The following is a 20572-nucleotide window of genomic DNA, read 5'->3' as shown; positions in this document are numbered from 1 at the left end:
GCTATGGCAGGGAGCGATCCCGTTGACGGTGGAAGCCATCTGGCTCAGAATGCATGCCTCGCCGCTCAATGCCGGCGCATAGAGATCTGTTGACCAAATCTCGCTTTCCTTCGTGACCCAGGACGTTGTCGACGTAAAGCTGTTCGGGAATGCCGCTGACGATCCATTCGGGATTGGGCTTGCGCCAGATCGCCTGCCGCAAGGCGAGCGCCGTGTTGAGGGCACTGGGGGCATCGAGGCTGAGGAAGTAACCGGCGATGGCTCGGCTGTGATCGTCAACGATGACGGTCAGCCAAGGACGCACCGGGGTTCCGGCATCATCGAGCACGAGAATGTCGAGAACGGTATGATCGGCCTGCCACATCTCGTTCGAGGTCGCGGCTTCGCGCCGATGCACTAGCTCGTGCTGGTCGCGGTAGACGGCCGGATCGGAGGCTGCGGCGATCTGGCTTGCCGGTATCGCCCTGACGACACGCGCGACGGCCGCATAGCTGGGGGTTCGGTGTCCATGCGCGATGGCGAGTTCCTGCACCTTTCGGTGAATGGCGGCGACCGGGGGTCGCGGGCGCTTGGTGGCGAGAGTGCGGGTCAGTTCGACCAGATGTTCCGGCAGGTGCAGCCTGCCCCGATCGTTGCGCGGCAGACGCGCGAGACCGGCAAGTCCTTCGGCACGGTAGCGCCCGAGCCAGCGCTGCAACGTCCGCTCGCTCAGCGTGCCGGTGCGGGCGAGGTCCGCGAGCGGGATGCCATCGGCGAGGTGCGGTTCAAGGACGCGGTAGCGCTCGATCGCCAGCGGCGGGACAAGCGCCGGATGCGTCACCGCCGACGGTCCGTGTCGCAGGTAAGGAAAACGGAGATTTGCCTGCCCATCGCCATGCGAGTCCGCTCGCGTTGCCAAACCGGCCTGTTCGACGTAAATCTACCCGGTAAAGAAAACTAGGGCAACATAGACCTGCCGATGACGACTTTCTTCCCAAACCGCGCCCGATCGGGGCGCCACCGGCCCTACGCATGAAAATCGGTTACGCCCGCGTATCGACCGCCGAGCAGAACCTGGACCTCCAGCGTGATGCGCTGAAGGCTGCCGGCTGCGAGAAGGTCATCACCGACAAGGCCTCCGGGGCGACTGCCGCTCGCCCTGGATTGGAAAAGGTGAAGGAGCTGCTTCGCGCCGGCGACACACTGGTGGTCTGGCGCCTCGACAGGCTCGGCCGCTCGCTCCGTGATCTGATCGGATGGATGACCTACCTCGACGAGGAAAAGGTCGGGCTGCTGAGCCTGCACGAGGCGATCGACACGACCACCACGTCGGGCAAGCTTACCTTCCACCTGTTCGGGGCATTGGCGGAGTTCGAGCGCAACCTGATCCGCGAGCGGACCCAGGCCGGTCTCACCGCAGCCCGCGCTCGCGGCAAGAAGGGTGGCCGGCCGGCCGCACTCGGCAAGGACAAGCGCGACCTGGCCGTCAGGCTCTACCACGAGAACACGATGCCGATCGCCAAGATTTGCTCGATGCTCGGCATCTCCAAGCCAACACTCTACGCCTATGTGCGATCGGCCGAGACCAAGCCGGTAGCCGCGTAGCGACGCTCGCCGACAAATAGCGCGATCAGAATGCCGCCACTTAGCGCGAGCGTTTACACCGTTCGCGGTCCCGATCGGCCCAGCGTCCCCCGGAACCGTTCGTTATCGGGAAGGCATCTAAGCGGTCTGCACCATCCTTCATCTAAAGTTCTCCAAGCGCTTCTGAGGATTTTCGGGCGCACCAAAAGCACTTGCTCCTCCAGTGGCTGGAGCATGTAACCGCAATTTGCTCTCCTGCGGACGGGGGGCTGGAGGTGGCTTTTTGACGGCCCGTGTTGAAGCAATCGGTATGTCTCGACGCTCATTAGTGGCGCGGCTGGTGGCCTGTGGAACCGGCTTGGTGCTCGGTTCTCCAACGCTCGCGCGACAGACTTCCCGGTCTGCGGGCTCGTGGAACTTCGGTGCGGCTCACCTCGAATGGGAGCCGCTGGAAGTCGGCACGGGTGATACCCTCCTTGTTTCGGCACAAGTGCGCGGAGTGCCGGTGCGGGCGGTGCTCGACAGTGGCAGCGGCGCGTCGATCATGAGCACGGCGCTCGCGGCGAAGCTCGGCTTGAACGATGGTGAGCGGCGCATGATTAGCGGGCTGAGCGCCAAGGCCCCGGTGCTGCTGGTCCGCGACATCGACGTACAGCTCGCCCGCGAAACCCGTCGCTTACCCTTTGCCGTCGTTGGTGATCTGAGTTCAGTGTCGGCGGCCTTCGGACGACCGATCGATATCCTCCTCGGTGCCGATATGTTCACGGGTAGCTGCATCGCGCTCGATTTCGCGAAAAGGCGTATGGCGGTCGTCAAGTCAGGCACGTTTCTCGCCGGTCCCGACTGGCGCGCTGTCGCGCTCGGGCGCGGTGCCAAGCAGGAGCTGTTCATTCGAGCTTCCGTCTCGGGTTTGCCTCCCGTGCCCTTGATGATCGATCTTGGCAGCTCGGCCGCGCTGATGCTCTCGTCGGCCTATGCCCGCGATCAAGGGCTGTTGAACGGGAAGCTCGTCTCGACCGCGGCGATCGGCGGCGTCGATGGTGTGCGTATCAACGATGCTTTCACGATCCAGAACATCAACATCGAAGGGCTTGGCGTCTCGAACGTCCCCACACTCGGGATGAGAGCTTGGCTCTCCACCAGCACGGTTGGCAATGTCGGCCTACCGCTGATCGCTCAATTCGACGTGGTGTTCGACGTGACCGCCGGATTCGTGTGGCTCCGGCCACTCGGTCCTCGTCGTCGCCTGCCGATGCTGAAGGACCGTAGCGGCCTTGGCCTCGCAGCCTCACCAACGGCGCTCACCGTTGTTCATGTGGCGGCGAACAGTCCCGCGGAAAAGGCTGGCTGGGCGGTCGGCGACCGGATCGTGGCGGTGAACGGCCATTCGATCGATGCGAACTATACGCGTGGGGAGCTCTGGCAAGTGCGCTCCCGGCCTGCTGGCACCCTCGTAAAGCTGACGATGGCCTCGGGTGATGTGCGCGAGCTCAGGCTGGCCGATTATTATTGATCGGCTTGAGGGTGGCCTTTGCCGATCGCCTTCATGATCCGACAATCGGCCATGCGCGCCTTGGTGCAGCTCTGGCTGAGCATTGCCAACTCATCCCGCAACACCGCGAGTTGCGCCAGTCTCTCCTCCACATCCTTGAGGTGCTGAGCAGCGATAGCTGAGGCGGCACCACAATCCTGGTCCGGGTTCTGCGCCAGCCCCATCAACGAACGGATCTCGTCGACGGAGAAGCCAAGCCGGCGACCGTTGCGGATGAAGTGCAAACGCTCAATGTCACTGGCATCGTAGGTTCTGCGACCCGACGCCGTGCGAGGGGCGGATCGGAGCAACCCGATCGACTCATAAAAGCGGATCGTCGTCACCTTCGTCGAGGTCTCGCTGGCGAGCTGCCCAATCATCACCGGCTTCATCATGCCATCCTTGCTTATGCGAACGTGTCGCACATTTCGCTTGCTTCTACAGCGACTGGAGGTGGTAAGGAAGGCCGCATGAATGCTTCTACCGAAAGCTGCGGGTGCCACGGGGAGCCCGCGCGCGCGCAAACCGATCCGGCCTATCGCCGTGCGCTGCTGACCGTCGTGGTGCTCAACCTCGGCTTCGGAGTCGCCGAGCTGTTCGGCGGGTTCATCGCCGATAGCCAAGCGCTGAAAGCGGATTCCCTCGATTTTCTCGGGGACGGGTCGATCAGCCTTATCGGTCTTCTCGCGCTTGCCTGGTCCGCACGGGCGAGGGCAAAGGTCGCGCTGACGCAGGGGTTGTTTCTCGGTGCGCTTGGCGTGGGCGTAATCGGTTTCGCGATTTGGCGCGCCCTGAACGCAACCGCGCCCGATGCCGAACTGATGGGCACAATCGGCGTTGTCGCGCTCGCGATCAATGTCGTGTCCGCCTTGGTGCTTGCGCGTTTCCGGGAAGGGGACGCCAATGTTCGCGCGATCTGGCTGTTCAGCCGCAACGACGCGCTCGCCAACGTGGCGGTGATCGCCGCGGCCGGTCTGGTGGCGTGGACAGGAAGCGCCTGGCCGGACCTCGCCGTCGCCGGCCTCATCGCCCTCCTGTTCCTCCACTCCGCTTATGAAATCGTCACTGGCGCTCGGCGCGAATTGGGAGAGCGGTAGTGCGTCTGCTCGCGTTGATCCGGGCAATGCTCTCGTTGCGGCTGCTCTCCGCGCTCGCGGCGCTGCTGATCCCTGCTGCGGCAATCGCCGAACCCGGCGACGTGCAAACCGCATGGCGGCTGCTCGACTATATGGCCGTCGATTATGGCGGCGCGGTCGCCAACGGTCGGATCAAGAGCACGTCGGAATATGCCGAGATGACGGAGTTCGCCGCGTCGGTCTCGACACGGCTTCAGGGCCTGCCGGCGAAGCCGGAGCGTCAAGCCCTCATCCAGCGGGCTGCCAACCTCCAGGCGGTGATCGCGGAAAAGGGACCGACTGAACAGGTGGCAACATTGGCGCACGGGCTCGCGGCCGATCTGTTGCGCGCCTACCCGGTGCCGCTCGCGCCCGATAAGGCTCCGAACCTCGTCTCCAGCGATGCCCTGTTCCGACAATCCTGCGCGTCCTGCCACGGGATGACGGGCAACGGCCGTGGCCCTGACGCCGCCAAGCTCGCTACGCCCCCGATTGCTTTCACCGATGCCGAGCGCGCGCGCCAGCGCAGCGTGTTCGCGCTCTATCAGGTGGTGACGCAAGGCATCGACGGGACCGCGATGCAGAGCTTCGCCGATCTGCCCAACGATCAGCGCTGGGCGTTAGCATTCCGAGCCGGGAGCTTCGCCTTCACGGATGCGCAGGCGCGCGAAGGCGAGCGGCTTTGGAAATCCGACCCGACCCTTCGCCGGCGCATTCCGGACCTGAAAACCCTGGTCGCGCTCACCCCGGCCGCGCTCGGCGCGGCGATCGGCGACGCCAAGGCTGACCCAGTGCTCGCGTTCCTGCGTCGTCATCCCGAACAGGTGATACAACAGGCTCCCGGCTCGCTCGCGGTCGCCCGCGCCAAACTCGCCGAAAGCGTGGCGGCTGCGCGGCGCGGCGATGCGCGCATGGCGAAAGAGCTGGCGCTGTCGGCCTATCTCGATGGGTTCGAGCCGATCGAGCCAACACTCACCGCGCGCGACGCGACGCTGATGGGTCGAATCGAGGGCGCGATGGGGGAGTTCCGCGCCTCGATCGACCGGGGCGCGTCGCCCGATGATCTCGCGGAGAAGGTCGCAGTACTGGGCGGCCTTTTCGACGATGCGGAAGCGGCGCTCGCGCCTGATGCCGCCACCGAAGCGTCCACGTTCCTGGGCGCGTTCACGATCCTGCTGCGTGAAGGGCTCGAAGCCCTGCTCATCGTTGTCGCCATGATCGCGTTCCTGCGTAAAGCCGAGCGCGGCGAGGCGCTGCGGTACGTGCATGGCGGCTGGGTCAGCGCGATCATCGCGGGCGGGATCACCTGGGCGGTCGCCACCTATGCGATCGGGATCAGCGGTGCGAGCCGGGAGCTGACGGAAGGGTTTGGCTCGCTGTTCGCCGCGGTCGTGCTGCTCTCGGTCGGGATTTGGATGCACGGCAAGGCGCAGGCCGATCAGTGGCAGCGCTATATTCGCGAGAAGATGTCGCGGGCGCTCTCGGGCGGGTCGGGCTGGTTCCTGTTCGGGCTGGCGTTCGTCGTAGTTTATCGCGAGGTCTTCGAGACGATCCTGTTCTATGCCGCGCTTTCGGCGCAAGGTGACAACGGGATGCTTCTCGCGGGGGCCGGGTCGGCGATTGGACTGCTCAGCCTGATCGCTTGGGCCATGCTTCGCTACAGTCGCAAGCTGCCGATCGCGCAGTTCTTCCGCTATAGCTCCTGGCTCATGGCGGTCCTGACCGTCGTGCTGGCGGGTAAAGGCGTCGCCGCGCTCCAGGAAGCCGGCCTTATCAACATCGCACCGCTCGCGGACGTGCCACGGCTGTCGATGCTCGGCGTGTTTCCCACTTGGCAATCGGTGCTGGCGCAACTCCTGATGGCGGTCGCCATTGCGGTCGGGTTCGCCTGGAACGGGCGCGACCGATCCCGCTCGGGTTCCGGCTCAGTGACCCTTGGTTCGAATTAGTGCAATGACATGAAAACCCTTCCGTGATAGAGGCAAGCTAGTGCGAGCCTTTTTGCCTTTCCTGACATGCCTGATGCTGGTCCTGACCAGCTTCTCCGGCATGGCCCATGCCGCCGATCTGGCGGGGGGAAGCATCGCGGGCGTTGAGTTCACGGTCCATACCGCCGGTGACATCGATCAGGTGCCATCGGACTCGGACAAGAATGTCCCGCATCATCACAATTATTGTCACGGACACGACGTCGGCGCGCCTGCGCGCACGACGATGGAATATACCCCCGTCCTCACAGTGCCCAAGCCGACAATCTCCGCCTCTGCGTCGCTCGACGGCCGCACCGGCATGGTCCATTTGAGGCCCCCCCAAGCCTGACGTCCGATTTGGGCGTGCGTTGGCGCGCCCCTGTCGATCATCGTCAGGAGTCCTATTTTCATGAATCGTATCCTCGCGGCCATGCTGGCCGCAGCGTCTTGCGCCACGATGGCGCAGGCGCAGGTCGGACCGTCCGCGCCTGTTGCGCAGGATGCGCCGGTCTACACGCTTGACCAAGCGGTCAGTGCAGCGGGCGGTTCGGCCCCTGCTGCGGAAGCGGCGACAGCTGGAATCGACGCGGCCCGTGCAGGTCGCACAGTCGCCGGCTTGCGGCCCAATCCGGTGGTTCAAGGCCAAGTCGAGAATGTCATCGGCTCCGGGCCGTATCGGGGGGTCCGCAGCGCGGAAACCACGGTCGGCTTTGCGATCCCGATCGAGCTAGGCGGCAAGCGCGGCGCCCGCGTCGCGGTCGCCAATGCGCAATTGTCCCGGGCCGAGATCCAGGCCGCGATCATCGCGGCGGATGTCCGGCTTCAGGTAACGCAGCTCTATGTCGAAGCGGTCGCGGCCGATCGCCGGGTAATGACAGCCCGCGATCAGGCCCGGATCGCCAGCGATGCGCTGCGGGCCGCGAGCGTTCGCGTGCAGGCAGGGCGGGCATCGCCACTCGAGCAACAGCGCGCGGATGTCGCGCGTATCAATGCCGACGCCAATGTGGAGCGGCAGCTTCGCTTGGCCGAGGCGGCCCGCGCCAATCTGGCGCGTCGGATCGGACGGCCGATCGACGGCCTGCTCGATGACACGCTGCTCGATCGCCTTCCCGGTGTGAACGTCTATGGGCCGTTGGCACCGGTCAACACGACCGGCACACTCGCGCTGGCGGCAGCCAACGCGGATTTCTCCATTGCCGAAGCCGGCGTGCGGCTCGCGCGCGCCAATCGCGTGCCTGACCTGAACGTCGGGCCGTCGATCCGCCGCCTGGAAGCGACCAACGACATGGCGGCGGTGTTCAGCGTGTCGATCCCGATCCCGGTGTTCAACAATGGTCGCGCCGCGATTGCGCAGGCGACCGCGCAGCGGACCCAGGCGGATGCGCAGCGCCGCGTGACCGCGCTCGACATCGAACAGGCGATCACGGACGCGCAGGCGCAGGCGGCCAATGCCGCAACGACGGCTCGTGCGGCGTCGGGGCCGGCGCTGGCGGCTGCACAGGAGGCCGCCCGCATCGCGCGGATCGGCTATCGCGAGGGCAAGTTCGGCCAGCTCGAATTGCTCGATGCTGAACGCACGCTCGCCGAAACGCGGGTCGCCGCGATCGACGCGCTTGCCAATTACCAGAATGCCCGCGCGCAAGTGGAGCGACTGACCGCTCGTGCGCCCAATGGGGGGAATCAGTGATGAAGAGCTTTTATCTCGCGGGCGCGGCGTCGCTCGCCCTGCTCTTGGCTGCCTGCGGCGGCAAGGATGGCGGAAACGAGGCAACTGCCGAAGGCGCAGCTGCCAATGAGACGGCAGCGGGCACGGAAAAGGGCGGTGCTGAAGGCGGTCATGCCGGTGAAGGCGTCGTCACATTGGGTGCCGACCAGATCGCCACAGCGGGCGTCCAGGTCGGACGGCCGATCATCGGCGGGGCCGGGACGATCGAGCTGCCCGCGATCATCGAGGGCGACCCACAGGGAACGCAGGTCGTCTCGGCCGCAATTGCGGGACGCGTGGTCGCGCTCACCCGTAACCTCGGCCAATCGGTCGGACGCGGCCAGACCATTGCGGTCATCGAAAGCCGCGAGGCGGCGCAGATCAAGGGCGAGGTCGAGGCGGCGCGGGCGCGGCTTCAGCTCGCTAATTCGAACCTCGCGCGCGAACAGCGGCTGTTCGCGCAGAGAGTCTCCCCTGAACAGGATCTGATCGCCGCCCGCACAGCGGCGACGGAGGCGCGGATCGCCCTGACGCAGGCGCAGAGCATGGTTTCGGCGGCGGGTGTCGGCGGCGGCGGGCTCAACCGGCTCGGCATTGCCGCGCCGATCTCGGGCCAGATCATTGCGCGCCCCGTGACGCTGGGACAAACGGTCGCGGCGGATGCCGAACTCTATCGCATCGCCAACCTGAGCCAGGTGTCGATCGCGCTTAATCTCAAGCCCGAGGATGCGGGCCGGGTGCGTCCCGGCAATACGGTGCTGGTGAAGGCGGCAGGCCGTCAGGCGACCGCCCGCGTGACCTTCGTGTCGCCGGCGCTTGATCCGCAGACGCGGCTCGTGCCTGCGCTCGCCACCCTCGACAATCGCGGTGGCGAATGGCGGGTCGGCGAGCCTGTGACGGCAGCCGTGCAGCTCACGGGCAGCGGCGGGAGCGGGGCGGTCCGCGTGCCGACGACGGCGGTCCAGAGTTTCGAGGGCAAGTCGGTCGTGTTCGTGCGCACGCCCACCGGCTTCAAGGCGACCCCGGTCCAGCTCGGCGATGCGTCGGGCGACACGGTGATCGTCCGGTCGGGCCTGACCGGCAACGAACAGATCGCCACCACCGGAAGTTTCACGCTCAAGGCCGAGATCGGCAAGGGCGAAGCGAGCCACGAGGATTAAGCCATGATCGCCCGTATCGTAACCTGGGCGGTCGAGAAGCGCTGGCTAGTCCTGCTCCTCACCGTCATCGTCGCCGCCATCGGCGCCTTTTCCCTCTACCGGCTACCGATCGACGCGGTGCCGGACATCACCAACAATCAGGTCCAGATCAACGTCCGCGCGCCTGCCCTCTCGCCCGAGCTGGTCGAGAAGCAGGTGTCGTTTCCAATCGAAACCGCGCTCGCCGGCACCCCCGGCCTGGAATATACGCGCTCGTTGAGCCGCAACGGCTTCGCGCAGATCACGGCGGTCTTTTCGGACGCGACGGACATCTATTTCGCCCGCCAGCAGGTGGGCGAGCGTCTGCGGGGCGTGCAAGAGAATCTGCCCGACGGCGTGAACCCTGAAATGGGTCCGATCGCGACAGGCCTGGGCGAGGTGTACATGTACACCGTTCGTCTCGATCATCGCGAGGACGACAAGCACAAGCCCGGTGAACCGGGCCAACAGCCCGATGGCAGCTACATCACGCCAGAGGGCGAGCGACTGACGACCGAAGAGGACAAGGCGACCTACCTGCGCACCGCGCAGGACTGGATCGTGACGCCGCTTCTGAAGACCACACCGGGCCTCGCCGGTGTCGACTCGATTGGCGGTTACGCCAAGCAGTTCCTCGTCGTGCCCGACGTGCAGAAGCTGGCCTCGCTCGGCATCACGCTGACGGACCTGGGAAATGCGCTGGAGCGCAATAACACCAGCGTCGGCGGTGGCTTCGTCAATCGCAATGGCGAAGGTCTGGCTGTTCGCTCGGATGCGCTCGTTCGCAATGCCAGCGAGTTGGCCAGGACCGTGATCGCGACACGTAACGGCGTGCCGATCACGGTCGAACAAGTTGCGACTGTGAAGACGGGTCAGGCGATCCGCATGGGTTCGGCATCGGAGAACGGTACCGAAGTCGTCGTCGGCACGGCGATCATGCGGATCGGCGAGAACAGCCGCATCGTGTCGACCGCGGTCGCTGAGAAACTGAAGACGATCAACGCTTCGCTGCCTCCTGACGTCGTAATTCAGCCGGTGCTGAACCGCACCGAGCTGGTCAATTCGACGATCAAGACGGTCGCGAAAAACCTGTCCGAAGGCGCGGTGCTGGTCATCGTCGTGCTCTTCCTGCTGCTCGGCAACTTCCGTGCGGCCCTGATCGCGGCGTTGGTCATCCCGATCACCATGATGCTGACAGGCTTTGGTATGCTGCGCGCTGGGGTCTCGGCCAATCTGATGAGCCTTGGGGCTTTGGACTTCGGTCTGATCGTCGACGGCGCCGTCATCATTGTCGAAAACGCGCTGCGCCGGCTTGCCGAGCAACAGCATCATGAAGGCCGATTGCTCAGCGTCAAGGAACGGCTCGCGACCGTGGCAGCCGCCGCTCGCGAGATGATCCGCCCCTCGGTTTACGGGCAGGCAATCATCATCCTCGTCTACGTACCGCTGCTCACGCTGACCGGCGTGGAGGGTAAAACGTTCGGACCGATGGCGCTGACCGTCATCATCGCGCTCGCCTTCGCCTTCATCCTCTCTCTCACCTTCGTGCCGGCGATGATTGCGATCTGGCTGTCGAAGAAGGTCGAGGAGAAGGACGGCCGCATCATCACGTGGCTGAAGAAGCGCTACGAACCCGGTCTCGACCGGGCCATGAAGCGCCCGACGCTGACGATCGGTGCGGGTGTGGGAAGCCTTGTGGTGGCGGCGCTTGCTTTCACTACGCTCGGCTCGGTGTTCCTGCCGCAGCTCGACGAAGGCGATTTGCTGATCCAGTCGCTCCGCATTCCGGCAACGTCGGTCCAGCAGAGCCAGGCGATGCAGGTGCCGATCGAGCGGATGATGTCGAAGCAGCCGGAGGTGCAATTCGTCTATTCCAAGACGGGCACCGCCGAGCTGGCGGCCGACCCGATGCCGCCGAACGCGACCGACATGTTCGTCATCCTGAAGCCGCGCAAGGATTGGCCGGATCCTGAGCTTCCCAAGGAGGAGCTGGTCAGCCGGATCGAGGGTAATCTCGCGAAGATTCCGGGAAATGCCTACGAGATCACCCAGCCCATCCAGATGCGCTTCAACGAGCTGATCGCCGGCGTGCGCGGCGACATCGCGGTGAAGGTGTTCGGGGACGACTTCAACCAGATGAACCGGACGGCCGAGCAAATCGCGGCGGTGCTGCGCAGAACGCAAGGCGCAGCGGACGTGAAGGTGGAGCAGACGACCGGTCTTCCCATGCTCGACATTCGCGTCAACCGCGACGCGATGGCGCGGTTGGGCGTTACGGCTCAGGATGTGCAGGACACCGTGACTGCGACGATCGGCGGGCGAACATCGGGCCAGATCTTCGAGGGCGACCGTCGCTTCCCCGTGGTGATCCGCCTGTCGGAGGCGCAGCGTGCCGACATCGGCCTGCTCCAACAGGTGCAGGTGCCGGTGGCAGGCGGCGGCTATGTACCGCTGTCCAGCGTCGCCGAGATCAAGGTGGTCGATGGTCCGAACCAGATCAGCCGCGAGAACGGCAAGCGGCGCGTGGTGGTGCAAGCCAACGTGCGTGGCCGCGACGTCGGATCCGTCGTGGCGGATGCGCAGGCGGCGATCGGCAGCCAACTCCGGCTGCCTGCCGGCACCTATCTCGAATGGGGCGGCCAGTTCGAGAACCTCCAATCGGCAAGCGAACGGCTGAAGCTGGTCATTCCGGCTTGCTTCATCTTGATCCTGCTGCTCCTCTACGGGGCGTTGGGATCGGTCCGCGACGCCGCGATCGTGTTCACCGGCGTGCCTTTCGCGCTGGTGGGCGGCGTCCTGTTGCTGTTCCTGCGGGGCATGGACTTCTCGATCTCGGCGGCAGTGGGCTTCATCGCCCTCTCGGGCATCGCGGTCCTCAACGGCCTCGTCATGGTCAGCTCGATCCAAGATCTGATCCGATCAGGGATGAGCCGCGAGGAAGCCGCGCATGTTGGCGCGATGCAGCGTCTGCGACCCGTCATCATGACCGCGCTAGTCGCCAGCCTCGGCTTCGTGCCGATGGCGCTGGGCGAAGGCGCCGGCGCAGAGGTTCAAAAGCCTTTGGCGACGGTCGTCATCGGCGGTCTGATCTCGGCGACGCTTCTTACGCTGTTCGTGCTGCCGACACTCTATGCCCGGTTCGGGCAGAAAGTGATCGAGAAACCCGAGCACTACAATGAGGAGCATGAAGGGGACGACCACGGTCAGACCTTCGTGAACAACTTGGCCTGATGGATGGGCGGGGCGATCCGCGATCGCCCCGCCCATCTCTGGGAGATGGGGATATGCCTCGCACCATAACCAGCTCGATGCTTCACGGCGGGCCACTGCGCATCTGGTCGGCACTCACCGATCCGGATCATCGCCGGGCGTGGAGTCCGCTCGTATTTCTCGATGATCCGTCCCGGCTCGGCGACACAGAATGCACCTTTGCGATCCAGGGCATCACCCGGCCAATTCGGACGCCAGCACGGATTGATCGATTCGATAAACCGCACGCCTTCGCTTGGTCCTGCGGCATCCCCTATCTGTTCACGCTCGAAGAGCGGTACGAGCTGGCGGGGGACGATGGCGGCACCAGGCTAACGCATAGCTGCACGCTGCGCGGGGCGCTCTCCCTGCCGTTCGCGGCGATGATGTTGCGCCGCCTGCGATCCCTGATGGTCGAATCTGACGATCGCCTCGCAACCTATCTCCGCTGGCGGGTAGGTCAGCCTGCCCGGGCTATCAATCGTCAGCGCGTCCCCTTCCGCTACAGGAGGAAGGCGCGATGATGATGCACTGTAAGCGGGTGCTGCCCGCCGTCATCCTCGTTGTCGGGCTCGCGGCGTGCTCGGAAAGAAAGCCGCCAGCCCCGCCAACGGAGCAGCAGATCCATTCGTCCGACAGCGCCGTGGCGACCGGGGAAATGGGGCGGCATAGATATCGCTGTTCCGACGGGGAACCGCTGTTCGTCGATTACAAGGACAACGGCCTGCAGATCGATTTGCGGCGCTCCAACGGGGGACCGCCGATGATGCTGACCGCGCCAGCGCAGGGCCTGCAATATGTCGGCGAAACAGCCACCGCGACCTTCAAGGGGTCGCAGCTCACCATCGTGGAAGGCGATGGCCGTACCCGGATCTGCGAGCGGGAAGGCACGCGATGAACTGCCCTGCCTTCGAACGCCACAGGGCGCTTCGTCGGAAGAGACCGATGTCTGACACGTCGATTTCAAATGTGACAACCTTGTGCGGCCTGAATCGGGCCGGTCTGGCGATCGCGCGCCTCGGCGTCGTTCTCGTCTCCGGGGCGGTTATAGGGGCGTGTAATCCAGCGCCGACCCAGCCTACCGAGCCGGCGCATGAAAAGCATCTGACGTCGAAACTAATCGCGCAGCGCATCATGTACTGCGACGACGGCACACGCGCCGATGTCGACTTCATCGATGACGGCTTGAAAATGGCCGTCACCTGGCTGCCGAAGGGCAGGACCGAGATCCTGCGCGCGCAGCGAACCGGTGACGAGTTTCGCGGCGACCATTCGCGGGCTGTCGTGGCGGGCGGATCGATCGCGTTCACGCGACGCGGGAAGATCCGCGTCTGCCACCGAACCCCGGAGGAGTCCTAGGAAATGCAGGCACTGCTCTATACGCTTGCGCCTGTGCTGGCGGTCGTGCTCGGCGCGATTGTCGCGAGCCGCACCAAGTTGAAACCTGGCCTCGTGGCGGGCCTACAGCATCTCGCTGCCGGCGTCGTGTTCGCGGCGGCAGCGACCGAAATCCTGCCGCAGGTCAAGCATGAGGCATCGCCCAGCGCGACGTTGATCGGCGGGGCGGCGGGCGTCGCGACCATGCTGGGGCTCAAGGCTCTTGAGGCCCGCTTCAAGGGGCCGATGGCGCTACTCGCCGCGATCGGCATCGACATTCTGGTCGACGGCCTGGTGCTCGGCCTCGCTTTCGTGGCGGGCGAGAAGGCAGGTCTCCTGCTGACGATCGCGCTCACTCTGGAAGTGTTATTTCTGGGACTGACGCTGACCGACGAGCTGGCGGAAACCTATCGCTCGCGCTTGCGCATCATCGTGATCGTCTCGGCATTGGCCCTGCTGCTGCCGATCGGCGCGCTCGCTGCCGTGCCGGTCGCCGCGCTGTCGCCGGTGATGATCGCCGGCTTCCTCAGCTTCGGGCTGATGGCGCTGCTCTACCTCGTCACGGAGGAGTTGCTGGTCGAGGCGCACGAGAAACCCGACACCCCGCTCATCAGCTCGATGTTTTTCGTCGGCTTCCTGGCCCTGCTGACACTTGAGGAGATGATGGGATGATCCCGGGCAACGACAACAATGGCGGGCAGGAGCGCCGCACACTGTGGATCGTCCTGCTGCTGAACGCGGCGATCGCTGCGGGCTTCTTCGTTTCCGGCTTCTTCGCGGACTCGAGCGCGCTGATCGCCAACGGCGTCGACAACCTGTCCGATACGGCTGTGTATGCGCTGAGCCTTGTGGCGCTCACCCGGGGCCAGACATGGAAGACACGCGCCGCGGTCGCTTCGGGCGTCATGCTGCTGATCTTCGCGGGCGGCATCTTGATCGATGTCGGACGGCGCTACGTGCAGGGCAGCGAGCCCATCGGACCTACCATGATGGTCATGTCCGCGATCGCCGGCGTCGTGAATTACCTCTGCCTGCGGCTGCTCCAGCGCCTCAAGGATCCGGACGTCAATCTCCGGGCCGCAACCACCTTCAGCTTCAACGACTTCATTTCCAACGGCGGCATCCTGATCGCCGGCGTGCTGGTGCTGTGGTTGGGTACCAATTGGCCGGACCTGCTGGTCGGCTTCGCCACCGCCATCATCGCCATCAAGGGCGGTGTCGAAATCCTGCGCGACGCGCGCGCCGAAACCAAGAAAAGCGAAAGGAGGTCGTCATGAACGACAAGCTCGAACTCGACATTCCAGTGTTGTTGCCGGACCTTCCTGACGCGGCCGATGCCTGCCTGGACCGTCTCGTATCAACCCTGTCAAAGCGCGAAGGTGTCGAGCGGGCGCATGTGATCTGTCTCGACGGCAACACGCCAGCGGCGCTGTGCATCCATTTCGATGCCGCCAAGCTGCCGCTGCCACGGTTGCGCGAAATGGTGCGCGCCGCAGGTGCCGAAATCACCGAGCGCTACGGCCATGCGATCTGGCAGGTGACGGGGATCAACCACGAACGTCGGGCGCGCACGGTCAGCGATGCGCTGTGCGCCTTGCCCGGCGTGGTCCAGGCAAGCGCCAGCACCAGCGGGTCTGTCCGGGTCGAATATGATCGCCGCGAAACCACCGAAGAGGAGGTGCGCGCTGCGCTTCGCAAGCTGAAGGTGAGGGTGGGCAAGCGGGTCGCTGCCGATGAACATGCCGGCCACGACCACGGCCCCGGGGGCCACGGCGCGGGCGAAGAGAAGCACGGCCCCGGCGATGGCCACGACCATAGCCACGCCGAATTTCTCGGCCCCAATACCGAGCTGATCTTCGCGCTCGCCTGTGGCGCGCTGCTGGGGATCGGCTACGCGATCGAGAGGCTGGTCGCTGGCGCGCCCGAATGGCTGCCGACCGCCTGCTATATCGCAGCCTATTTCTTCGGCGGATTCTTCACGCTGCGCGAGGCGATCGACAACCTCCGGATGAAGAAGTTCGAGATCGACACGCTGATGTTGGTCGCTGCGGCCGGCGCCGCTGCGCTGGGCGCATGGGCCGAAGGTGCGCTGCTGCTGTTCCTGTTCAGCCTCGGCCATGCGCTTGAGCATTATGCAATGGGCCGCGCCAAGAAGGCGATCGAGGCGCTGGCGAAGCTCGCGCCCGAAACCGCGACCGTGCGACGCGGCGGGCAGACCAGCGAAATCCCGGTCGAGCAGATGGTCGTCGGGGACATTGCCATCGTCCGCCCGAACGAGCGCCTGCCTGCCGACGGCTTCGTCATCAAGGGCACCAGCGCGATCAACCAGGCCCCGGTCACGGGTGAAAGCATCCCGGTCGACAAGGTGCCGGTCGCAGATGCCGCAGCGGCACGCGCCAAGCCCGATGCAGTCGACGCGCAAAGCCGGGTTTTTGCTGGTACGATCAACGGCGGCGGCGCGATCGAGATCGAGGTGACACGCCGTTCCAATGAAAGCGCGCTTGCCAAGGTCGTGAAGATGGTGAGCGAAGCGGAGACGCAGAAGTCGCCGACGCAGCGCTTCACCGACCGGTTCGAACGGATCTTCGTGCCCGCCGTCCTGGTCCTGTCAGTGCTCCTGCTGTTCGCATGGGTGGTCGTCGACGAGCCGTTCCGCGACAGCTTCTATCGCGCGATGGCGGTGCTGGTGGCGGCAAGCCCGTGCGCGCTCGCGATCGCAACGCCGAGCGCGGTCCTGTCGGGCGTTGCCCGTGCAGCGCGGGGCGGCGTGCTCGTGAAGGGCGGTGCACCGCTCGAAAACCTCGGGTCGCTCAAAGCGATCGCTTTCGACAAGACGGGCACGCTGACCGAAGGTCGTCCGCGCATCACTGATGTCGTGCCCGTCGATGGCGCCGATGAAGGCGAGTTGCTGGCGCTGGCTGTCGCCGTCGAAGCGTTGAGCGACCATCCCCTGGCCCAAGCGATCGTCAAGGACGGCCGCGAACGTCTGAACGATCGTGCCGTGCCGACTGCCGGCGACCTCAAGAGCCTGACCGGTCGGGGCGTCACCGCGAGCGTGGATGGCGAGACGGTGTGGATCGGCAAGGCCGAGATGTTCGGAAGTGAGGGCATTCCGGCGCTGGGGCAGGGCGCGCAGGACGCAATCGCGAAGCTGCGCGAGAACGGCCGCACGACAATGGTGGTCCGCAAGGGGGACCGCGACCTGGGCGCGATCGGCCTGATGGACACGCCTCGCGAAGCTGCCAAGACCGCGTTGCGTCGGCTGCACGAGATGGGCGTGTCGCGGATGATAATGATCTCCGGCGATCACCAGAAAGTCGCCGAAGCGATCGCCGACGAAGTCGGGATCGACGAAGCGTGGGGCGACCTCATGCCCGAAGACAAGGTTGCCGCGATCAAGAAGCTCGCCGGCGAAGACAAGGTCGCGATGGTGGGCGACGGCGTGAACGATGCGCCGGCGATGGCAAGCGCCACGGTCGGCATCGCGATGGGCGCGGCGGGGTCGGACGTTGCGCTGGAGACAGCCGACGTGGCGCTGATGGCCGACGATCTGGCGCACCTGCCATTCGCAGTCGGTCTTAGCCGCCATACCCGTGGAATCATCCGGCAGAACGTCTTCGTCAGCCTGGGTGTCGTCGCCTTCCTGGTGCCTGCTACCATCCTCGGCCTCGGCATTGGGCCAGCGGTGGCGGTTCATGAGGGATCGACGCTGCTCGTCGTCATCAATGCGCTCAGGCTGCTCGCCTACCGCGATCCGGCAGGGAAGGCGGCATGAAGTGGCTGATCGCCTTCGACCTCGACGGCACGCTTGCCGAGAGCAAGCGGCCGTTATCGGAGGATATGGCCGCAATCCTCGCCCGATTGCTCGCCATCACGGATGTGGCGGTGATCTCGGGCGGGGACTGGCCGCAGTTCGAAAAGCAGATCGCCTCGCGCCTTCCTGCCGGCGTCGCGCTCGACCGTCTCTGGTTGATGCCGACCACAGGCACGAAACTCTATCGGTTCATCAATGGCGCTTGGCGCGCGGTCTATGCCGAACTGTTCGACGACGCGGAGAAGGCGAAGATCCGCACGGCCTTCGATCAGGCGCTGACCGATGCCGGTCTCGCCGACGAACGTATCTGGGGCGAACGGATCGAGGACCGGGGCAGCCAGATCACCTTTTCGGGCCTGGGGCAGGCAGCGCCGCTGAAGGAAAAGGAAGCGTGGGATCCTGACCGAAAGAAGAGGACCGCGTTGCAGGCCACGTTGCGCGCGAAGCTGCCGGAGCTCTCGATCAATCTCGGTGGCACGACATCGATCGACGTGACCAGAGCAGGGATCGACAAGGGCTATGGCCTGAAGCGCCTGAGTGCCGAGAGCGGTGTCCCGCTCGACGGGATGCTGTTCATCGGGGATGCGATATTCCCCGGTGGGAATGACTATCCCGCTGCTGAAATCGGCCTCGACACAGTGAGGGTGCGCGACGTCGCGGAAACCACCGCCGTCGTGACCGCCATCATCGCGTGTCTGCACCGATAGGATCAAGATACATGGTCGGCTCCATCGCGGAATGCCGCATTGTCAAAGCTCTGGCTTCTGTCGCTTAGGGCAGCGCTTCCTAAAACGAAAAGAAGGCAATGTGCGCGTCTCCGCGAACAAAGCCTCCAGCGATCAATCTAAGAGATTCCGCCGCGCTTCTCAATCGTACGCGGTGCTTGATCCCACCACTCGATAAACCGCAACAGCTCGGGTCCGGAGTGACGCCGCAGGTTCATTATTCCCCCCTCCTCCCCTCCGGCTTAATCCTGACAGTGCATCGCACTGGCTCGCCTGCCTTGTTGGCTGCCCGCCGACATTGTTCAAGCGTCTCCTGATTTGCTTGGGCGATCACTGCACCCGCAACCATCGTGTTCCAAGTGTCGGGCTGGCTGACAGCCGCCAGTCGCCGGCTTGCGGTCCAAGTGTCCAAGCGCAAGCTGCGCGATGCCATCTTCTCTGGCCATAGCCAGCTTTCCGGCACGGCGCGCGCCACGACGCCCGCGCCGGCTGCCCATAACACCATGCCGATCGCGACGCCGCCGATCGCTGACCATGCTAGCCGTCTGTTCTGCTCGCCGGCATGCCGCGCCGATGCGACAAGCCCGTGAAGCTGGCGCGTCACGTCCTCCAGTCCCTTGCGCCCGGTAGCGAGCGCCACCTGGTCCTCGCGCCGGGCGGCGTTACCGGCTGCGGCGATACGCTGTGCCATTTGCTCGGGCGTCATCGCCAGCGCCGGACTCCGCGCGATCACGTCATTGATGACGGCGATACGGTCGGCCGTGGCGTCCACGCCCTTCTGCATCCGCCCCAACGTCTCGGTATAGTCCGGCACGTCGATCGCGCCGCGCTCGGCCGCCAGACCCTCCACGGCGCGGCGCAACAGCGCCAGCTCACCACGCATGGCCTCGAACGCCTCGGCCGCGCCTGCCTCGTCCTGGTCGTCCTCGTCCGCCACCCGTCCCCCTTACCGGCTCATGCCACGATCACGGTCGCGGCCTTGTCCGACCGACTGCGCCAGCTCCTGCCCGATCGACTTGCCCCGCTCCATGTTCAACTCCAGCTCGGGGGCGCGACGGCGCAACACGGATTCGAGCTGTGGGTCGCGGTGCAACCCGCCCGCGATGCCCTCCATCCGCTTGCCAAGTTTCTCCGCGCCCGCGCGGTCGCCGGCACGCTCCATGTTGGCCCGCGCTTCCTTCATGCCCTGCCACTGCTCCACGAACCGGCCCGCGCGCTTCTCCGGGTCGGTGCGGACCTGGCGCTCCGTCTCCATCGCCTTCGCCGCCCCGCCAGTGTTGCCCTCGGCCGCGTCGCGCGCGAGCCGGGGGTCGCGCTCGATCGCGCTGGCGAGGTCGCGCGCGCCATGCGGCCGCACCTGGTCGAGCGCGTCGCCGGCCTTCGCCAGCGCCTGTTCCTGGTGCGCCAGCACCGGCAATCCCTTGTCCCGCATCCGGCTTATATCCGCTGCGGCGCGCCCATAGCGTTCGATCGCGCGGGCCTGCGAGGGCGCCAGCGGCCGATCGGCCGCGAGGCGCTCCGGCGACGTCGTTTTTTCCGCCGCTGGTTTCGGCCGGAACCCGGCGAACATGCCCCGCGCCTTGGCCTGCACCTTCTCGACCACCTGACGCGCGAGTTCCGGGAACCGGATCTCGCGCCGATCGGCGAACGCGCGCGCCTGATCCTGCTCGGGCCGGGCGTAGTCACCGGCCATGTCCTTGCCCCGGTCGCGCGACAGGGCGCGGACAAGCTGGCGCTGGTCGGCGAAGTCGTCGCGGCCGTAATGGAGCTGCGCGCCGTCGCGGTGTCGCGACATGCCAACATAGGCGCTGTGCCGGTCCATGCCGGGGGTGGCGAGAACGTGGGCGCGATCGACCGTCACGCCCTGCGCCTTGTGGAAGGTAGCGGCGTAGCCGTGATCGACCGCGGCATTACGGCTCGACCTATCCCATCTGAGACGGAGGGACGGCGGGGAACCCCGTCGTCCTCCGCTTTCGTGATTATGAACGATGATGACGATCCCTCGGAGCTGCCGTGTCCGATTCCCCTCATCATGAAGCGCTGAAAACCTTGGGAGACGCCCTCAAAGCAGGGCCGAAGGCTCTCGCCCGCAGCACTGGTGCGCAGGCCGGACGAACTTTGTGAATCGCCTCACGACGCTCGCGCACCAACTCGATGTTGGTGGTCACGGCGGGGCGAAAGAGGTGTATGAGGCAGCCTCGATCATCGCAAGGATGCAGCGGAACCAAGAAGACGCAAAAAGCGATGGTTGGTCAGTCGCCGACCATGAGGCCATTGCTGGCCTGAAAGGCATCGAGACCAAGCTTCTGAAACTCGCAAATGGCGTTGAACAATGAGCATCTTGG

The 20572-nt window shown here is 65.3% G+C and carries 20 protein-coding genes; 16 read left to right on the top strand and 4 right to left on the bottom strand.

All coding sequences use genetic code 11. The features are described from left to right. Position 1 precedes the first annotated feature (1 nt). Positions 2 to 820, bottom strand: a complete 819-nt coding sequence (locus tag C2R25_RS08715) for a helix-turn-helix domain-containing protein (RefSeq protein WP_233203852.1) — start codon at positions 818 to 820, stop codon at positions 2 to 4. A 191-nt stretch (positions 821 to 1011) separates the two neighbouring features. Between C2R25_RS08715 and C2R25_RS08710 the strand changes: the two genes are divergently transcribed. Together C2R25_RS08710 and C2R25_RS08705 are read left to right on the top strand one after the other, a co-directional pair. Next, complete coding sequence (locus C2R25_RS08710) at positions 1012 to 1584, top strand: recombinase family protein (RefSeq protein WP_007407197.1); 573 nt, start codon at positions 1012 to 1014, stop codon at positions 1582 to 1584. Positions 1585 to 1873: 289 nt separating this feature from the next. Beyond that, positions 1874 to 3076: an aspartyl protease family protein gene (locus tag C2R25_RS08705; protein WP_013039112.1), complete on the top strand. Its 1203-nt coding sequence runs from the start codon at positions 1874 to 1876 to the stop codon at positions 3074 to 3076. Here the strand turns inward: C2R25_RS08705 and C2R25_RS08700 are convergent. Next, positions 3070 to 3489 carry a helix-turn-helix domain-containing protein gene (locus C2R25_RS08700; RefSeq protein ID WP_007406847.1) on the bottom strand — a complete coding sequence of 140 codons (420 nt, stop codon included), beginning with the start codon at positions 3487 to 3489 and terminating at the stop codon, positions 3070 to 3072. The two genes, C2R25_RS08705 and C2R25_RS08700, sit on opposite strands and share 7 nt — an antisense overlap. 75 nt (positions 3490 to 3564) lie before the next feature. On the opposite strand from C2R25_RS08700, the gene C2R25_RS08695 reads away from it, so the two are divergent. From C2R25_RS08695 to C2R25_RS08635, 13 genes are all read left to right on the top strand, one after another. After that, on the top strand, positions 3565 to 4191 hold the full coding sequence (locus C2R25_RS08695; protein ID WP_004212870.1) for a cation transporter: 627 nt from the start codon (positions 3565 to 3567) through the stop codon (positions 4189 to 4191). Then, on the top strand, positions 4191 to 6158 hold the full coding sequence (locus C2R25_RS08690) for a cytochrome c/FTR1 family iron permease (RefSeq protein ID WP_004212871.1): 1968 nt from the start codon (positions 4191 to 4193) through the stop codon (positions 6156 to 6158). Before C2R25_RS08695 ends, C2R25_RS08690 begins: the two co-directional genes overlap by 1 nt. Before the next feature lie 73 nt (positions 6159 to 6231). Beyond that, positions 6232 to 6528 (top strand): hypothetical protein, encoded by a 297-nt coding sequence (locus C2R25_RS08685; protein ID WP_007406840.1) that lies wholly within the window; start codon positions 6232 to 6234, stop codon positions 6526 to 6528. Positions 6529 to 6588: 60 nt separating this feature from the next. Beyond that, positions 6589 to 7866 (top strand): TolC family protein, encoded by a 1278-nt coding sequence (locus C2R25_RS08680; protein ID WP_004212875.1) that lies wholly within the window; start codon positions 6589 to 6591, stop codon positions 7864 to 7866. Next, positions 7866 to 9044 (top strand): efflux RND transporter periplasmic adaptor subunit, encoded by a 1179-nt coding sequence (locus tag C2R25_RS08675; RefSeq protein WP_004212877.1) that lies wholly within the window; start codon positions 7866 to 7868, stop codon positions 9042 to 9044. The genes C2R25_RS08680 and C2R25_RS08675 overlap by 1 nt, the downstream gene beginning before the upstream one ends. A gap of 3 nt (positions 9045 to 9047) precedes the next feature. Beyond that, the gene (locus tag C2R25_RS08670) at positions 9048 to 12293 is read left to right on the top strand and encodes an efflux RND transporter permease subunit (RefSeq protein WP_004212878.1); all 3246 of its coding nucleotides are present in this window, start codon (positions 9048 to 9050) and stop codon (positions 12291 to 12293) included. Between the two features lie 53 nt (positions 12294 to 12346). Continuing rightward, positions 12347 to 12835 (top strand): SRPBCC domain-containing protein, encoded by a 489-nt coding sequence (locus tag C2R25_RS08665; protein WP_004212879.1) that lies wholly within the window; start codon positions 12347 to 12349, stop codon positions 12833 to 12835. Beyond that, entirely contained in the window at positions 12832 to 13209 is a 378-nt protein-coding gene (locus C2R25_RS08660; protein WP_004212880.1) for a hypothetical protein, read from the top strand. Before C2R25_RS08665 ends, C2R25_RS08660 begins: the two co-directional genes overlap by 4 nt. Positions 13210 to 13256: 47 nt before the next feature. Then, positions 13257 to 13670: a hypothetical protein gene (locus tag C2R25_RS08655; RefSeq protein ID WP_004212881.1), complete on the top strand. Its 414-nt coding sequence runs from the start codon at positions 13257 to 13259 to the stop codon at positions 13668 to 13670. A 3-nt stretch (positions 13671 to 13673) separates the two neighbouring features. After that, positions 13674 to 14360: a ZIP family metal transporter gene (locus C2R25_RS08650; RefSeq protein ID WP_004212882.1), complete on the top strand. Its 687-nt coding sequence runs from the start codon at positions 13674 to 13676 to the stop codon at positions 14358 to 14360. Beyond that, positions 14357 to 14965 (top strand): cation transporter, encoded by a 609-nt coding sequence (locus C2R25_RS08645; protein ID WP_004212885.1) that lies wholly within the window; start codon positions 14357 to 14359, stop codon positions 14963 to 14965. The genes C2R25_RS08650 and C2R25_RS08645 overlap by 4 nt, the downstream gene beginning before the upstream one ends. After that, on the top strand, positions 14962 to 17463 hold the full coding sequence (locus C2R25_RS08640) for a heavy metal translocating P-type ATPase (protein ID WP_010337029.1): 2502 nt from the start codon (positions 14962 to 14964) through the stop codon (positions 17461 to 17463). The genes C2R25_RS08645 and C2R25_RS08640 overlap by 4 nt, the downstream gene beginning before the upstream one ends. Continuing rightward, a complete protein-coding gene (locus C2R25_RS08635; protein WP_004212890.1) occupies positions 17460 to 18209 on the top strand; it encodes an HAD-IIB family hydrolase in 750 nt (249 codons plus the stop codon). The genes C2R25_RS08640 and C2R25_RS08635 overlap by 4 nt, the downstream gene beginning before the upstream one ends. A 235-nt stretch (positions 18210 to 18444) precedes the next feature. Here the strand turns inward: C2R25_RS08635 and C2R25_RS08630 are convergent, their stop codons facing one another. Further along, entirely contained in the window at positions 18445 to 19164 is a 720-nt protein-coding gene (locus C2R25_RS08630) for a DUF6118 family protein (protein ID WP_029547630.1), read from the bottom strand. A gap of 9 nt (positions 19165 to 19173) precedes the next feature. Beyond that, positions 19174 to 20088 carry a hypothetical protein gene (locus C2R25_RS08625; RefSeq protein ID WP_010337031.1) on the bottom strand — a complete coding sequence of 305 codons (915 nt, stop codon included), beginning with the start codon at positions 20086 to 20088 and terminating at the stop codon, positions 19174 to 19176. Between the two features lie 259 nt (positions 20089 to 20347). Between C2R25_RS08625 and C2R25_RS20175 the strand changes: the two genes are divergently transcribed. Next, complete coding sequence (locus tag C2R25_RS20175) at positions 20348 to 20563, top strand: hypothetical protein (RefSeq protein ID WP_125458961.1); 216 nt, start codon at positions 20348 to 20350, stop codon at positions 20561 to 20563. Positions 20564 to 20572: the final 9 nt, after the last annotated feature.

Origin of the sequence: Novosphingobium sp. HII-3 (genome assembly GCF_002916655.1) — a bacterium.
Classification (GTDB): Bacteria; Pseudomonadota; Alphaproteobacteria; order Sphingomonadales; family Sphingomonadaceae; genus Novosphingobium; species Novosphingobium panipatense.
Note: the sequence above shows the minus strand (reverse complement) of the source record. Positions and strands in the feature narration are given on the sequence as shown.

Bases quoted from the DNA above. Each gene is read 5' to 3' on its own strand.
- C2R25_RS08710 (WP_007407197.1), top strand. From the start codon at position 1,012: ATGAAAATCGGTTACGCCCGCGTATCGACCGCCGAGCAGAACCTGGAC.
- C2R25_RS08705 (WP_013039112.1), top strand. From the start codon at position 1,874: ATGTCTCGACGCTCATTAGTGGCGCGGCTGGTGGCCTGTGGAACCGGC.
- C2R25_RS08700 (WP_007406847.1), bottom strand. From the start codon at position 3,489: ATGATGAAGCCGGTGATGATTGGGCAGCTCGCCAGCGAGACCTCGACG.
- C2R25_RS08695 (WP_004212870.1), top strand. From the start codon at position 3,565: ATGAATGCTTCTACCGAAAGCTGCGGGTGCCACGGGGAGCCCGCGCGC.
- C2R25_RS08685 (WP_007406840.1), top strand. From the start codon at position 6,232: ATGCTGGTCCTGACCAGCTTCTCCGGCATGGCCCATGCCGCCGATCTG.
- C2R25_RS08680 (WP_004212875.1), top strand. From the start codon at position 6,589: ATGAATCGTATCCTCGCGGCCATGCTGGCCGCAGCGTCTTGCGCCACG.
- C2R25_RS08675 (WP_004212877.1), top strand. From the start codon at position 7,866: ATGAAGAGCTTTTATCTCGCGGGCGCGGCGTCGCTCGCCCTGCTCTTG.
- C2R25_RS08670 (WP_004212878.1), top strand. From the start codon at position 9,048: ATGATCGCCCGTATCGTAACCTGGGCGGTCGAGAAGCGCTGGCTAGTC.
- C2R25_RS08665 (WP_004212879.1), top strand. From the start codon at position 12,347: ATGCCTCGCACCATAACCAGCTCGATGCTTCACGGCGGGCCACTGCGC.
- C2R25_RS08660 (WP_004212880.1), top strand. From the start codon at position 12,832: ATGATGATGCACTGTAAGCGGGTGCTGCCCGCCGTCATCCTCGTTGTC.
- C2R25_RS08655 (WP_004212881.1), top strand. From the start codon at position 13,257: ATGTCTGACACGTCGATTTCAAATGTGACAACCTTGTGCGGCCTGAAT.
- C2R25_RS08650 (WP_004212882.1), top strand. From the start codon at position 13,674: ATGCAGGCACTGCTCTATACGCTTGCGCCTGTGCTGGCGGTCGTGCTC.
- C2R25_RS08645 (WP_004212885.1), top strand. From the start codon at position 14,357: ATGATCCCGGGCAACGACAACAATGGCGGGCAGGAGCGCCGCACACTG.
- C2R25_RS08640 (WP_010337029.1), top strand. From the start codon at position 14,962: ATGAACGACAAGCTCGAACTCGACATTCCAGTGTTGTTGCCGGACCTT.
- C2R25_RS08635 (WP_004212890.1), top strand. From the start codon at position 17,460: ATGAAGTGGCTGATCGCCTTCGACCTCGACGGCACGCTTGCCGAGAGC.